The following is a 14,011-nucleotide window of genomic DNA, read 5'->3' on the forward strand; positions in this document are numbered from 1 at the left end:
ATGCTGTATCGCAAGCTCGGCAACACAGACATCGAGATTTCGGCGGTCAGCTTCGGCACCGGTTCGCTCGGGGAGCTCTTCGGGCCGCTGGACGAGGGCGATGCCCTCCGGCTGGTCGATGAGGCCATCGATTCCGGCATCAACTTCATCGATACGTCGCCCTTCTATGGAAGCGCGGAGTACCGGCTTGGCAAGGCCCTGCCGGGCAAGCGCGACAAGGTCATCCTGGGAACCAAGGCGGGCCGATACGGGGTGACCGATTTCGACTATTCCGCCAGGCGGGTTCGGGAAAGTGTCGAGACGAGCCTTCGGCTGATGAACACCGACTACCTCGATATCCTCCAGCTTCATGACATCGAGCATGTGCCTTTGGAGCGCGTCCTGAACGAGGGCTATGCCGCCCTGGCCCAACTCCGCGACGAGGGGAAATGCAGGTATGTCGGGATGACCGGCTATCCGCTGGCGACCATGCGTCGCGTGATGACAGACGTCGATCTGGATGTGCTCCTCACCTATGCCCACGGAACCCTGCTCGACAACTCGATTGGCGACCTGCAGACCCTGGCGCAGGAGAGGGGTGTCGGGTTGATCAATGCGGCCGCCTTGACCCTGGGTCTGCTGTCCCCGGGTGGATCGAATGTCAGTTTCTTCGAGCACCCGGCCTCTGCCGCCATCCAACAGTCGGCCGCGAAAATGATCGCGCTCAGCAAGCAGCGCGGCGTCGATCTGGCCTTCATCGCCAACCAGTATGCGATACAGGAATCGGGATGTGCGACGACCGTGGTCGGTGTCGGCAAGAGCCGGCATCTGGCGTCGGCAGTCGACGCTGTATCGACGCCGATCGATGCCGGGCTTCTAGCTGAATTGCTCGCCCTCCGTCCCGCGGAAGACGAGCGTCAATGGATCAGCGGACTTCCGGAGAACAATTGAGTCCGGGGATCGGCGCCGGCCGCCCCTCCGTGGCAGAAATGCAGCTGCGCTGGGCCTGGTATTGAAGCCGCGGCGCGCCTTTCGCCGTCCGGTTCGCTGAAGCTGCGGGGGCGAATTGAAGTGACATCGGCAATGCGATCAGCGTCAATCGCCGCAGGAATCCTTGACGTACCGAATAGCGGCAGCTGACCCCTCCGAGGAAAAGCTGATGCGCTTGTCGAAATAGGCAAGGTCGATCGCCGACGACGCCGAGGCCAGGGCGTCCCGCAGCGCATCGAACGGCAGTTCCTGCCCCATGGCATAGGCGACGATGCCCTCGGTTAAGGACCGGTCATCGAAAACAAACGCCACATTGCCGATCTCGACGCCGTCAATGCCGAAGATTGCCGGCACGTCGGGCGCATAGGACGCGTCGTCTTCCCAGTCGATCGGGGACTCGACATGGATGTCCCACCGACCAGGCACGATGCACTGCACCACCAGGTAATAGTCCTCGGCGGCGTCGGACTGGGTCGCCGTGTATGAGACGATGACCCCGGTATCGAACTTGTCGGTGTTCCACGGGGCCGCCGAGCAAAGGCTGGTCGAAGCCAGCGTGATGGCAAGCGTCGCAAGGCCGAGTTTGGTGTGCGGCATGTTCATTCCCATTTCTCCCGGGATCATTGCCTGAGACATCCGCCGCGTCCACCAGCTCTGGCTGACGTCTCGCGGCGCTGACGCAGAGCCTTCATTCTCCACATGCTCGCCGCCTCGCCGAGAAGCGCGATGGCCGATCTTGCTCTGACAAAATGATGGTAGCATTGCCGCGGAAGCGGATCCGCTTCCGCAAAAATCGATATTGCAGCACAGACTCAAGGGCCTGTTGACCTGATTTAAGAGGCTTGGCCACAGCCAGACTTGAGGGTAGAGCCTGCTCTCTAATACCGTCATTTGACTAGCTACCCACGGAGGAGACAACAATGAAAAGACTGGGAATTCACAGCTTCGTCTGGACCGGCGGATCGACGAAAGAGGAGCTTGATGAGGCGATCGAGAAGACGCATTCGCTCGGTTACGAGTTGATCGAATTCCCACGTCTCGACCCGAAAAAATTCGATCTCGACTGGCTCGCCAAGCGTTTGGGCGACGCCGGATTGCAGATCGTTGTCACGATGGGGCTTCCGTTCAACGGCGACATCTCCAGCGAGGACGACGATGCCGTGCGTTTTGGTGAGAAGATTCTCGGAGAAGCCGTGGCCGTGACGCGCGATCTGGGCGGAGCGAAGCTTGGCGGCATTCTCTATTCGGCCCACGGCAAGTTTCTGACCATGCCGACGGAAAAGGGCCGCGCCAACAGCGTCGGTGTGATGCGGACCATTGCAGAGAAGGCCAAGGCGGCCGGAGTCACCATCAACCTGGAAGTGGTCAATCGCTTCGAGTCGAACCTGCTCAACACGACGGCGCAGGGGCTCGCCTACATCCGTGACGCGGGAAGCGACAACATCTATCTCCACCTCGACACGTTTCACATGCAGATCGAGGAAGCCGACCCCGCGCAGGCGATCCTGACCGCCGGAGACAAGCTCGGCTATTTTCACTTCGGCGAAAGCAATCGCGGATTCCTCGGTGCGGGAACGATCGACTTCGAGCCGATCTTCGATGCGCTGGTTGCCATCGACTACCAGGACGACGCCGCCTTCGAGTCGTTTTCGTCCGAGGTCGTCGACAAGGACCTGTCGATCGTCGCGGGTATCTGGCGCAACACCTGGAAAGACAATGTCGAGGTTGCCCGACACGCCAAGGCGTTTATTGAAACGCGCTACGCGGAAGCACGACGCAAGGCGGCTATCGCTCGTACGCCCTGAGCGGTCAGGCGGCGCGCGTCGAGCCGCGCTCGACGAGCGTCGCCTGAATCACGATCCGGATTTCCCCGGCGGAGGCGTGTTTCTCCGTCGTGGATTTCACGATCTCCAGCGCCTTGTCCACCATCAAGGGTGCGTTCTGCGCGAAGGTCGTCAGATCATACGCCGCCCACGAGGCTTCGGGGATGTTATCGAAGCCGGCTACCATGACATCCTCCGGCGCGCGCATGCCCAATTTCGTCCGGATCGCATCGATGGCGCCCATCGCCATGAGGTCGTTGGCGCAGAAGATCGCGTCGGGGATGGAGTGCCTGTCGGAGGCGAGTTCCTGCGCCGCGCGAAAGCCTCCCTCGTAGCGGAAATCTCCCGTCGCGATCTTCAGGTCGTTCACGCCCTGCTCGGCGAGGCCCTTCCGGAATCCTGCGAGGCGCTCTTCGTGAGCCGGACTGCCGCTCGGGCCGGTGATGTAGCCGAAGGACTTTGCTCCACGCTGAACGAACAGGTCCGCGAGCGTGACGGCCGCTGCTTCATTGTCACACGAGACCGAGGACACCCACTCGTTCTTGACCGGTGTGTTGAAGGTAATGACCGGAATCTTGAACCGGGCGAGTTCGTCCGCGGCCCTCGGCGACAGGATCGCCAGCGCGCTGACGATCGCGTCCACCCGGTAGCTTGCCAACCTCGGAATGACCGCATCAAGGGTGTGGCCGCTGTCGACGTGCACGAGCAGCACCTGATGCCCGATCGCCTGCAGCTTGACCGTGAATTCCTCGAGCACCCCGGCATAGAATGGATTGTACATGCCGCCGATGACGATCGCGACGAGGCGGGACCGGTGGCCGAGCATGATCTGCGGGATCATGCTGGGTCGGTAGCCAAGCGTCTCGGCCGCGGCCAGGACTTTCTGCCGTGTTTCCGGAGACACGCTGCTGCCGGGTCTGTAGGTGCGCGAGACAGCCGATTGGGAGACCCCGGCGAGGCGGGCAACGTCCGTCGAAGATGCGTAGCGCCGCACGGCACACTCCCCAGATTGTAATCTCGCTGTCCAGTTTCGGAGCGAAGGGTCATCCGCCCGGGGCATCCAGATACCCGCTCTTGACCATGCAAGCAAATCGTGACTAGCTAGTCATGCTTAGCTAGTCACAACGGTCGGGAGGGGCCGGACCGGCTAATTGATGACGTGACAGGGGGAGAACCATGGATCTCGGTCTTAAAGACAAGGTCGCCGTGATTACCGGCGGCAGCGTTGGCATCGGTCTCGCGGTTGCCGAGGGTCTGGCGGCCGAAGGCGCGCATCTGGTCCTGGCGGCGCGTCAGGCGGACCGGGTCGCGGACGAGGCGGCCCGCGTCGCCAAGGTCCATGGCGTCCGCGCCGTCGGCGTGGCTTGCGATGTTGCGACGGCCGAGGGTTGTTCAGCGCTGGTCGCAGCGACCGAGGAGGCGTTCGGCGGTGCCGACATCCTCATCAACAACGCCGGTACCGGGTCCAACGAGACCATCCAGGAAGCGCCGGACGACAAGTGGCAATATTATTTTGATCTGCACGTCATGGCGGCGGTGCGCCTCGCCCGTGGACTGGTGCCGTCGATGAAGACGCGCGGCGGCGGCGTGGTTCTCCACAACGCCTCGATCTGCGCCGTCCAGCCGCTCTGGTACGAGCCGATCTACAACACCACCAAGGCGGCGCTGATGATGTTCTCAAAAACGCTGGCGACAGAGGTGGTCGGCGACAACATCCGTGTCAACTGCGTTAACCCCGGCCTGGTCCTCACGCCCGACTGGGTCAAGACCGCCAAGCAATTGACCGCTGATTCCGGCGGCGACTGGGAGGGCCATCTTCAGGGCGTCGCCAACGAATATGCGGCGATCAAGCGCTTCGCCACGCCGGAGGAAATGGCACATTTCTTTGTGTTCCTCTGCTCGAACAAGGCGACCTACAGCGTCGGCTCGAGTTATTTCGTCGACGGCGGCATGCTGAAAACGGTGTAGCGTCGTGACCGATGTGTCGCCATCGCCCGCCCTCAGGGTCGAAGGGATAACCAAGACCTACGGTTCATCCCGGGCCTTGTCCGATGTTTCCTTCGAAGTCGCGAAGGGCCGCGTTCATGCGCTGGTCGGCGAGAATGGCGCCGGCAAGTCGACCTTGGTCAAGATCGTCACCGGGATCATCGGCGCCGACCATGGCAAGGTGTTTCTCGGTGGCAAGCCGGTTCGATTCCACAATCCGGTCGACGCGCGCCGGGCCGGCCTCGCGGCCGTCTACCAGGATCCGAAGCTCTTTCCGCATCTCGATGTTGCCGAGAACATCACCATGGGCAACGCACCGGTCGGTCGGTTCGGCATGCTCGACCGCAAGCAGATGTATGCGCTGTCGCAGGCCGCTTTTGACGAACTTGGCGTGTCGCTCGATCCCCATGCGCTGACCGCCGGACTGTCGGTTGCCGAATTCCAGTTCGTCGAGATCGCTCGGGCGATTATCAGCGACCTGCAACTGCTTATCCTCGACGAGCCGACATCGGCACTGACGCCGGCGGAGGTCGAGAAGCTCTTCCGCATCGTCCGCGATCTCCGCGATCAGGGTAAGTCGGTGATGCTGATCACTCATCGCCTTGAGGAACTCGACCTCATCGCTGACGATGTAACGATCCTTCGCGATGGGGCGCATGTCGGGACTTATCCGGTCAGCGAGGTCACCCGCGCCGATATCGTCCAGAAGATGGTTGGCCGTCCGCTGGATAGCCTCTTCGCCCAGCGCACGCCCGGCAACGCCGGTGCCGAGGCCTTGCGCGTCGAAGGACTCGGGCTCGCCGGCCAGTTTTCCGATGTCTCCTTCTCGATACGTGCTGGCGAGATCGTCGGGATGGCGGGCCTCGTCGGGTCTGGCCGATCCGAAATCGCGCAATCCTGCTTCGGCATGACGCCGCCGTCGCGGGGCGAGGTCTATCTCAACGGCAAGCGCGTCAAGCCGCGTTCGCCGCGGCAGATGCTGGGGCTGGGCCTTGCCTATCTGCCGGAGGACCGTGACGCCCAGGGCCTGATTATGGCGGAATCGATCATGGCCAACGTCACCCTGCCGATCGTCGGCGAACTCGCCCGTCTCGGGGTGCTCGACACCGCGGCCCAACGCGCTGTCGCCGAGGAAGCCCTGGCCACCTACGACGTGCGCGCCACGGGGATCGACCAGATCGTGTCGCTGCTTTCCGGTGGAAATCGTCAGAAAGTCGCTTTCGCCAGATGGCTGGCGACGAAGCCCAGCGTTCTGATCCTTGACGAGCCGACACACGGCATTGACGTCGGCTCGAAGGCGCAGGTCCATCATATTATCGCCAGGCTTGCCGACACCGGCCTCGCCATCCTCGTGATCTCTTCCGACCTCCCGGAAGTTCTCGCCATCAGCGACCGCATCCTGGTCATCGCCGAAGGCGAACTCGTCGATGACATCGAGGCAGCGACCGCCACCCAGGAGACGATCATGATGGCCGCCACCCGAAGCACGGGGGAGACGGTCAATGTCGGCTGAGAACGCCGTGATCGCCGCGGCCGCGCCGCGCCGGAGTTTCGGTCGGTTTGCGTTGAAGCTTCGCGTCAGCGGCGTGGTTGCCTTCCTCGTGATCCTCGGTGCGATCTTCGCGGTCCTCTCGCCGCAATTCCTCAATGCACAGAACCTGAGCGCGATCGTCTCGAACGCGGCGATCCTGTCGATCGTCGCAGCCGCACAGGCGGTTGTTCTGATCACTCGGAACCTCGACGTTTCGGTTGGCTCGATCATGGGATTTGCGGCGTATCTGACCGCGGACTTTGCCGCCCAGCATCAGGGCATTGGCCCGATTCTGATCCTCATGCCGATGATCATCGGCGGCATGCTTGGCGCGTTGAACGGGCTGCTGGTCGCCTACGGCAAGGTATCGCCGCTGATCGCCACCCTCGGCACCATGTCCATCTATCGCGGGCTCACCTATCTCTACGCGCGAGGCCAGGAAGTCACCTCCAACATGCTGCCGCGCTGGATGCTTGAGACCGTCGACCTGCGCGTCGGCGGTTTTCCGGTTCTTGTCATCCTGGCGGTCGTCGTTGTTGCCATTCTCGGCGCGTTCCTGAGGTTCTTCCCGGTCGGTCGGCGCATCTACGCGGTCGGCTCCAATCCGGTCGCCAGTGCCTATTTCGGCCTTCGTACAGAACGGATCGTCCTGCTCGCCTATGTCATTTGCGGCGTTCTTTGCGGACTCGCCGGTTTTCTCTATGCGGCGCGCGTCGGCACGGTGACGGTCATCCTCGCGTCGGGCTGGGAACTGACGTCGCTTGCCGCCGCCGTTGTCGGCGGCGTCAGCGTTACCGGCGGTTCGGGTCTGGTGGCCGGCGCCGCGCTTGGCGCCGTGGTTCTCGCCACGATCGACAATGGCCTGGTCCTGCTGCGCGTACCCGAGTTCTGGCGGATGTTCATCCAGGGCAGCGCCATCGTCGGCGCTGCAACAGCCGACGTGATCATTGGCGCGCAGATCCGCAAATCGCTGCAGTCGCGACGGAGGGGAACGATATGACCGTCTTCCGCCGGATCCCCCAATGGGAACTGCTTCTCATCGTCCTCACGCTGTGCGCCGCGGCGTGGTCATCCAACCTCTCGCCCTACTATCTCAGTGTCGACCAGATACTCCTGTCGACTCGGCAGTTCGTCTATCCGGGTATCCTGGCGCTTGGCCTCGCGGTCGTCGTGGTTCTCGGCGAGATCGACATATCGCTTGCCTCGATCCTGGCATTTGGCGCGGTGCTTTTTTCAAAGTGCTCCGAGGTCGGCATGGCGATCTGGCTGGCGACGCCGCTGGTCATCCTCGCCTGCGCGGCGCTCGGCGCGTTCAATGGCGTTCTGGTCACGCGGCTCAGGCTTCCGTCGCTGGCGGTCACGCTTGGCACGATGGGCGCCTATCGCGGCCTCGCCTTCATCGTCGGGTCTGAATACGGTTACACCTCGTTCGACAGCAGCTACACCTTCATCGGCTCGACCAAGCTGTTCGGCGCGCTTCCCGTCTCCTTCCTGGTCTTCCTCGCGCTGGCCGCCGGCGTCATCTTCCTGATGCACAAGACCGTCTTCGGCCGCCGCTGCTACGCGGTCGGCAACAACAAGGAGGCCGCCTGGATCGCCGGCATCGACGTCGCGAACCTCAAGACCCAGGCTTTCGCGTTGGGTGGCGGCCTCGCCGGTATCGCGTCGCTGGTATGGATCGGTCAATACGGCTCGGCGCGTGGCGACAACGCCGACGGATCGATCCTGCTGGTCGTCACGGCTGTTGTGCTGGGCGGCATCGACATCAACGGCGGTCGTGGCTCGATGGTAGGCGTTGTCCTTGCTCTCTTCCTGCTCGGTACGATCCGCAACGGCATGGGCCTGGCCAACATGGCCGGCCCGACCCAGACGGTTGTCCTCGGCACGCTGCTGATAATCGGCGTTCTGCGTCCCCTGATCGCTCGCGGCATCGCGCGGTTGCGTCAGCAGCTCGCGTCTTCCGGCCACGCCGGCAATTAGAAAGGAGGTCCGCCACAGACGCACTCGCTTCGTATCTTTGTTGGGTTCAACAACCAGGCCGTCGGCTGACGGTCCAAGGAGGAAACGATGAAAATTCGCTCAGCACTACTTTCCGCGGCAGCAGTCGCGCTCACGCTCGGACTTGGCGCCGCGTCGACGGCCCAGGCCGAGGATTCCGGCTTCAAGATCATGATGACCCCGAAGTGGACCGGCTTTCCGTATTTCGAAGCCGCGGCCCGTGGCGGCGAGGCCGCTGCAGAGGAACTCGGCGACGAGTTCGTCTATGCCGGCGCGGACCACGCTGACGTTACCCTGCAGGTCGAGACGCTGCAAAACTTCCTGACCCAGCGCCCCGACGCGATCCTGCTTGCAGCGATCGACCTCAACGCGGTCGCCCCGGTGCTCAAGGAAGCCATGGAGCAGGGTATCGTGGTGACGACATTCGACGCTGACGCTGCTGCAGATGCGCGCGACATGTTCGTCAATCAGATGTCCTACAAGCAGGCCGCCAAGACCATGCTGGACTGCGCGCTGATCGACGCGCCGGAAGGCGGGGAAGTCGCTTTTGTCGCGGCATCGCCGACTTCGCCGAACCACTCGGCCCACATCAAGTTCATGAAGGAATACATCGAGACCGACCCGACCTATCAGGTCTTCACGGTCGTCGACACGCAGTATGCGAACGACGATGACGCGAAGAGCTACGATGTCGCCATCAACCTGATGCAGGCGCATCCCAACCTGAAGGTCATCATCTCGTCGTCGGCCGTGAGCGCTCCCGCGGGTGCGCGCGCGATCGCCGCCGCCGGCCGGGCCGGAGAGGTCTATTCGACCGGTTTCGCGCTTCCCGACGCGATCAAGAGCTATCTGGAAGACGGATCGCAGAAGTGCTTCGCCCTCTGGAATCCCTACGAGCTCGGCTACCTCGCCACTTACGTCACCCACCTCAAGCTTGCCGGCAAACTTGAACTGACCCCCGGCACGACCTTCGAGGCGGGCAAGGCCGGTAGCTACACCGTCGGTGAAGGCGGCGAGATCGTCTACGGCAAGCCGATGATGTTCACCAAGGACACCGTTGACGACGCCGGCTTCTGATCGTTCCGGACCCTGAGTCGGGTTCTCCAGGGGGCTTTCGTTCCGCCCCTCATGCCGATCCCGGGTCGCGATACTCCCGTCGCGTCCCGGGGTCGGTCCCTCAACAAGAAACACCTTCCGGAAAGGAACATTTCAATGGCCACCCAGCCCCGTTGCACGCTTACCGCCACCCTGCATGCTCGTCCCGAGAAGCGCGATGAACTGATCAAGTTGCTTGAGAGCTTCGTGCCGCGCTCGCGCGAAGAGGCAGGATGCCTCGAGTACCACTTCCATGTCAGCGACGAGGACCCGAACGTCTTCTATTTCTATGAAAACTGGACTGATCGGGCGGCGCTCGACGTCCACCTCAAGCTCCCCTACCAGACCGAATGGTTCGCGAAGCACGACGAATTCCTCACCCGAAAGGCCGAGCTTCAGTTCTTCACCATGCTGAGTGACTACGACAAGTAGGCGAAGGACAGGGACGTTCAGAAAACACGGTGAGGAGGTAACAGATGCCAGTTCGTTGGGGCCTGATCGGGGCAACGGTTATTGCACGGGAATGGATGATCGACGCCATCCGCGAAGCGGGCGGTGAGATCGTCTCCGTCATGAGCACGAGTACGGAGCGCGGAAAGGCATATGCCGAAGAGTTCGGCATCCCCCTGGCGGTCACCAATCTCAGCAACCTTTTCGCATCGGGAGTCGACGCAGTCTATGTCTCGACGACCAACGAACGGCATCGCGCCGAGGTGGTCGCTGCCGCCGAGGCCGGCATCCATGTGCTGTGTGAAAAGCCGCTGGCGACCAGCCTCTCCGATGCCCGCGACATGGTCCTTGCCTGTCGCAAGGCCGGCGTTGTGATGGGAACCAACCATCACCTGCGGAACTCTGCGACCCATATCGCCAGCCGCGACATCATCCGCTCTGGGCGGATTGGCCGGCCACTGTCGGCAAGGGTCACCCATGCCGGCTACCTGCCGGAGCACCTCCAGACCTGGCGCCTCAAGGACCCGACCGCCGGCGCCGGGGCCATCCTCGACCTGACGGTCCACGATGCCGACCTGCTTCGCTTTATTCTCGAGGACGAGCCGGAGACGATCTCGACGCTGACCCAGAATAGTGGCATGGCGGCCGAGGGAATCGAGGACGCTGCCCTCAGCCTGATCCGCTTCCGGTCGGGCCTGCTCGCCCATCTCTTCGACGGCTTTACGACGCGCTACGCCCGGACGGGTGTCGAAGTGCATGGGACCGATGGGTCGCTGTTCGCCAGCGATTGCATGCCGCAAAGGCCCAGCGGGACGCTGACGCTGCGCACGGCCGACGGCGACGAGGAGATCGTCCTCGATCACAAGAACTACTACGTCCGTGGCGTACGGGCGTTCCACGACGCCATGGCCGGGAAGGGGGCTCCGCCGTCGACCGGTGAAGACGGGCTCATTTCGCTTGCCGTTGCGCTGGCGGCGCTGGAGTCTGCCAAGACAGGGCAGACCTCCGCCATCAGCACGGGTCTCGATAGCTGACGTTCAATCAGGGAAGGAAACCACGATGAGAAAATTCGAAGAGGGTGCCACGATGCAGGTGGCGACAATCGTCCGCGATCTCGATGCGGCGATGAAGCGTCACTGGGAGGTCTTCAAGATCGGTCCGTGGGATATCTGGGATTTCAATCCGCAGTCGGTGCAGGACTATATGTATCGCGGCAAGCCGGCGACCCACTCCTGCCTGATCGGCTGCGCCTGGTCGGGCGACACCCAGATCGAACTGATCCAGCCGACCGGCGGCTATTCGATCTATGACGAGCACCTGGAGAAGCACGGCGAGAGCCTGCACCACATCAAGCTCTTTTACGCGGACACCAAGAAGGCGGCGGCGGATTTCGAGGCGCAGGGCTACCCGGTCATCCAGAGCGGGCGCTTCGACGAGGATGAGCACTACTACCTCGATACCGAAAAGGACTTTGGCTACATCCTCGAGCTCGGCAACGCCGGCAAGATCCGCCCGGGCGAACGCCGCTACCCGGCCTGAGCCTACGCGTTGATCCGCGCAGTCGTTTGCCCGGGACGTCCCCGGGCAAACAAATCTGATCTCGGCGCTTATGGGTTACGCTGCATCCAGAACCGACAGCGCCTGCATCGGGAAAAAGGACCGCTATCCAAGCAATTCCGTTTCCAACTCACGCAGGCTCGCCTCGCAACGATCGGCGATATCGTCAACGTCCCTGTCGTCGACAATAAGAGGTGGCGAAAAGCCGAGCGTGTCGCCCATGCAGCGGGCGATCAGTCCATTGGCGAGCGCAATCCGGTCGAAGCTCGGCCCAGCCTGGCGTTCGGGGGCGAAGGGAAGCCGCGTTTCCTTGTCGGCGACAAGTTCGATGCCAAGCATGAGTCCCGCGCCGCGCACGTCGCCAACGATCGGCGAGGCCGCGGCCATCGCTTCGAACCGGCCGCGCAGGCGGGCGCCCATGCGCCGGACGTGATCGACGATGTTCATCTCCTCATAGATGGCGATCGCTTCGAGTGCCACCGCGACGCCGACCGGGTGGCCGGAGTTTGTGAAGCCGTGACCGAACGAGCCTCCGGCCTGGTTGAAGGTTCGAATTGCGTCGTAGATTTCCCCCTTCATCACCACCGCCGAGATCGGGAAATAGGAAGAAGACAGTCCCTTGGCGAGCGCCATCATGTCGGGTTTCATGCCGACGGTGTCGCGCCCGAACCATTCGCCGGTCCGCCCGAAACCGCAGACGATCTCATCACCGAGGCAAAGGATATCGTACTTGTCGAGAACCTGCTGGATGCGGGCAAAATAGGTGGCCGGCGGCACGATGATGCCGCCACCGGCGAAGATCGGCTCGGCGATGAAGGCGGCGATCGTGTCCGGCCCCTCCCGAAGGATCATCTTCTCCAGTTCGAGCGCCAGTCGCTCGACATAGGCCACCTCGTCCTCGCCGGTAAGCATGCCGCGATAGGGGTAGGGGGCTTCGGTGTGCAGGAAGCCCGGCAGCGGCAAGCCGAACTCGCGATGCATGAACTCCAGGCCGCACATCGAAGCCGCGGCGATCGTCGATCCATGGAACGAGCGCTGCCGGGCGATGACCTTGCGCTTGGTCGGCTTGCCGCGGACGGTGTGGTAGACCCAGGCGAGCTTGACCATGGTCTCGTTTGCCTCGGAGCCCGAGGTGGCGAAATAGGCCTTGCCGCCCTCCATCCCCGTCATTTCGACGAGTTTCTCCGCCAGGGTCGCCGCGCCGTCGCCGGTGCGGTGGAAGAAGGTGTGATAGTAGCCGAGTGTCGCGTATTGGCGGCTGGCGGCAGCGGCTAACCGCTCGTTGGCGAAGCCGAGCGACGCGCACCAAAGCCCCGCCATTCCGTCGATATACTCCTTGCCGTCGATGTCCGTGACCCGGGCACCCTTTCCCGAGGCGACGATGATCGGCCCGCGGGCCTCATGCGCCTCCGGATTGGTCTGCGAGTGAAGCTGGAAGGCGATGTCGCGAAAGGCGACGGAGTTTGATTTCGCTGGCTGGGTCACGAGCGTCTCCTGTGATGGATCGGTTTCTTCATTCAGGCGTCGGTCCGTCCACCGATCCGCTTGCCGCTGTCGGGGTCGAAAACGAGAAGGTTTTCTGGAGCAATCGCGAACGCGGTCGCGCTGCCGGCGGCGAGGCGGGCGATGCCGGGCAGCGTCGCCGTCAACGTTCCGCCGGCCCAGTCGAGCGTGACATGCGTCGCGGGCCCCACCGGCTGAACGAGGCGAACGCGCGCGGCCGCACCGGTATCGGAAAGTTGCACATGCTCGGACCTCACGCCGACCTCCACCGCTTGGCCGGCGACGGCTTCCGTGCCAGCGGGAAGAGCAAGTTCCGCTTCGCCGACCCGACAAATGAGTCCGTCGGCTCCGTGTTCCACGCGCCCCGATGCCAGGTCGATCTGCGGGTTGCCGATGAAGGCTGCGACGGTTCGCGTCGCCGGGCGCGCATAGACCTCTTCCGGCGTACCGAACTGTTCGATCCGGCCTTTGCTCATGACCGCGATCTGATCGGAGATCGACATCGCTTCTTCCTGGTCGTGCGTCACGAAAATTGATGTCACGCCAAGTCGCTGGTGCAGTTCCTTGACCTCGGCGCGCATCCTGATACGCAGCGACGCGTCGAGATTCGAGAACGGTTCGTCGAAGAGGAAAACCCGCGGTTCGCGGACCAGCGCACGGCCGATGGCGACACGCTGCTGCTGCCCGCCGGAGAGCTGCGCCGGCAGCCGGTCAAGCAGGGGGCCGAGTTCCAGCGACCGGGCGACCTCTTCGACCCGCCGGCGAATCTCGCCACGTCCCATGTGGCGCATTCTCAGCGTGAAGCCGATATTCTCCGCAACGGTCATGTGCGGATAGAGCGCGTAGTTCTGGAAGACCATCGCCACGTCGCGATCGACGGGGGACCGCTCGTTGACGCGCTGGCCATCCATCAGGATGTCGCCGGCGCTCGGGTCCTCGAGCCCGGCAAGCATGTTGAGCGTGGTTGTCTTGCCGCAACCGGAGGGGCCGAGTAGCGTGACGAAGGCGCGATCCTCGATGATCAGGTTGACGTCGTGGCAGACCGTCACCGAACCAAACGACTTGGAGATGTTTCGCAACTCAACTTGCGGCATGCCGC

14 protein-coding genes are annotated in these 14,011 nt (G+C 63.0%); 10 read left to right on the forward strand and 4 right to left on the reverse strand.

The annotated features are described in order from the left end of the window. Positions 1–930 (forward strand): aldo/keto reductase, encoded by a 930-nt coding sequence (locus tag BLT60_RS19175; RefSeq protein WP_090879005.1) that lies wholly within the window; start codon positions 1–3, stop codon positions 928–930. A gap of 144 nt (positions 931–1,074) precedes the next feature. On the opposite strand, the gene BLT60_RS19180 is transcribed toward BLT60_RS19175, so the two are convergent. Then, on the reverse strand, positions 1,075–1,572 hold the full coding sequence (locus tag BLT60_RS19180) for a hypothetical protein (protein ID WP_090879006.1): 498 nt from the start codon (positions 1,570–1,572) through the stop codon (positions 1,075–1,077). A gap of 317 nt (positions 1,573–1,889) precedes the next feature. Between BLT60_RS19180 and BLT60_RS19185 the strand changes: the two genes are divergently transcribed. Then, positions 1,890–2,774: a sugar phosphate isomerase/epimerase family protein gene (locus BLT60_RS19185; RefSeq protein ID WP_090879008.1), complete on the forward strand. Its 885-nt coding sequence runs from the start codon at positions 1,890–1,892 to the stop codon at positions 2,772–2,774. A gap of 4 nt (positions 2,775–2,778) precedes the next feature. Here BLT60_RS19185 and BLT60_RS19190 read toward each other — a convergent pair whose 3' ends face one another. Beyond that, positions 2,779–3,786, reverse strand: coding sequence for a LacI family DNA-binding transcriptional regulator (locus BLT60_RS19190; RefSeq protein WP_244521343.1), 1,008 nt, complete (start codon positions 3,784–3,786; stop codon positions 2,779–2,781). Positions 3,787–3,968: 182 nt separating this feature from the next. Between BLT60_RS19190 and BLT60_RS19195 the strand changes: the two genes are divergently transcribed. From BLT60_RS19195 to BLT60_RS19230, 8 genes are all read left to right on the forward strand, one after another. Next, a complete protein-coding gene (locus tag BLT60_RS19195; protein ID WP_090879012.1) occupies positions 3,969–4,760 on the forward strand; it encodes an SDR family NAD(P)-dependent oxidoreductase in 792 nt (263 codons plus the stop codon). Between the two features lie 4 nt (positions 4,761–4,764). Further along, entirely contained in the window at positions 4,765–6,291 is a 1,527-nt protein-coding gene (locus BLT60_RS19200; protein ID WP_090879014.1) for a sugar ABC transporter ATP-binding protein, read from the forward strand. Beyond that, positions 6,281–7,309 (forward strand): ABC transporter permease, encoded by a 1,029-nt coding sequence (locus BLT60_RS19205; RefSeq protein WP_090879016.1) that lies wholly within the window; start codon positions 6,281–6,283, stop codon positions 7,307–7,309. The genes BLT60_RS19200 and BLT60_RS19205 overlap by 11 nt, the downstream gene beginning before the upstream one ends. Then, a complete protein-coding gene (locus BLT60_RS19210) occupies positions 7,306–8,289 on the forward strand; it encodes an ABC transporter permease (protein ID WP_090879018.1) in 984 nt (327 codons plus the stop codon). Before BLT60_RS19205 ends, BLT60_RS19210 begins: the two co-directional genes overlap by 4 nt. 87 nt (positions 8,290–8,376) lie before the next feature. After that, positions 8,377–9,384, forward strand: a complete 1,008-nt coding sequence (locus BLT60_RS19215; protein ID WP_090879020.1) for a substrate-binding domain-containing protein — start codon at positions 8,377–8,379, stop codon at positions 9,382–9,384. Between the two features lie 135 nt (positions 9,385–9,519). Continuing rightward, positions 9,520–9,834: a putative quinol monooxygenase gene (locus tag BLT60_RS19220; protein ID WP_090879022.1), complete on the forward strand. Its 315-nt coding sequence runs from the start codon at positions 9,520–9,522 to the stop codon at positions 9,832–9,834. A 44-nt stretch (positions 9,835–9,878) separates the two neighbouring features. Next, complete coding sequence (locus BLT60_RS19225; RefSeq protein WP_090879023.1) at positions 9,879–10,886, forward strand: Gfo/Idh/MocA family protein; 1,008 nt, start codon at positions 9,879–9,881, stop codon at positions 10,884–10,886. Positions 10,887–10,911: 25 nt separating this feature from the next. Further along, complete coding sequence (locus BLT60_RS19230) at positions 10,912–11,391, forward strand: VOC family protein (protein ID WP_090879025.1); 480 nt, start codon at positions 10,912–10,914, stop codon at positions 11,389–11,391. 123 nt (positions 11,392–11,514) lie between these two features. On the opposite strand, the gene BLT60_RS19235 is transcribed toward BLT60_RS19230, so the two are convergent. Together BLT60_RS19235 and BLT60_RS19240 are read right to left on the reverse strand one after the other, a co-directional pair. Further along, a complete protein-coding gene (locus BLT60_RS19235; protein ID WP_090879027.1) occupies positions 11,515–12,894 on the reverse strand; it encodes an aminotransferase in 1,380 nt (459 codons plus the stop codon). Positions 12,895–12,926: 32 nt separating this feature from the next. Beyond that, positions 12,927–14,006 carry an ABC transporter ATP-binding protein gene (locus BLT60_RS19240; RefSeq protein ID WP_090879029.1) on the reverse strand — a complete coding sequence of 360 codons (1,080 nt, stop codon included), beginning with the start codon at positions 14,004–14,006 and terminating at the stop codon, positions 12,927–12,929. Between the last annotated feature and the right edge of the window lie 5 nt (positions 14,007–14,011).

Origin of the sequence: Bauldia litoralis (assembly GCF_900104485.1) — a bacterium.
Classification (GTDB): domain Bacteria; phylum Pseudomonadota; class Alphaproteobacteria; order Rhizobiales; family Kaistiaceae; genus Bauldia; species Bauldia litoralis.

Coding starts and splice junctions, on each gene's coding strand:
- BLT60_RS19175 (WP_090879005.1), top strand. CDS start 1: ATGCTGTATCGCAAGCTCGGCAACACAGACATCGAGATTTCGGCGGTC.
- BLT60_RS19205 (WP_090879016.1), top strand. CDS start 6,281: ATGTCGGCTGAGAACGCCGTGATCGCCGCGGCCGCGCCGCGCCGGAGT.
- BLT60_RS19185 (WP_090879008.1), top strand. CDS start 1,890: ATGAAAAGACTGGGAATTCACAGCTTCGTCTGGACCGGCGGATCGACG.
- BLT60_RS19240 (WP_090879029.1), bottom strand. CDS start 14,006: ATGCCGCAAGTTGAGTTGCGAAACATCTCCAAGTCGTTTGGTTCGGTG.
- BLT60_RS19210 (WP_090879018.1), top strand. CDS start 7,306: ATGACCGTCTTCCGCCGGATCCCCCAATGGGAACTGCTTCTCATCGTC.
- BLT60_RS19215 (WP_090879020.1), top strand. CDS start 8,377: ATGAAAATTCGCTCAGCACTACTTTCCGCGGCAGCAGTCGCGCTCACG.
- BLT60_RS19225 (WP_090879023.1), top strand. CDS start 9,879: ATGCCAGTTCGTTGGGGCCTGATCGGGGCAACGGTTATTGCACGGGAA.
- BLT60_RS19220 (WP_090879022.1), top strand. CDS start 9,520: ATGGCCACCCAGCCCCGTTGCACGCTTACCGCCACCCTGCATGCTCGT.
- BLT60_RS19230 (WP_090879025.1), top strand. CDS start 10,912: ATGAGAAAATTCGAAGAGGGTGCCACGATGCAGGTGGCGACAATCGTC.
- BLT60_RS19195 (WP_090879012.1), top strand. CDS start 3,969: ATGGATCTCGGTCTTAAAGACAAGGTCGCCGTGATTACCGGCGGCAGC.
- BLT60_RS19180 (WP_090879006.1), bottom strand. CDS start 1,572: ATGAACATGCCGCACACCAAACTCGGCCTTGCGACGCTTGCCATCACG.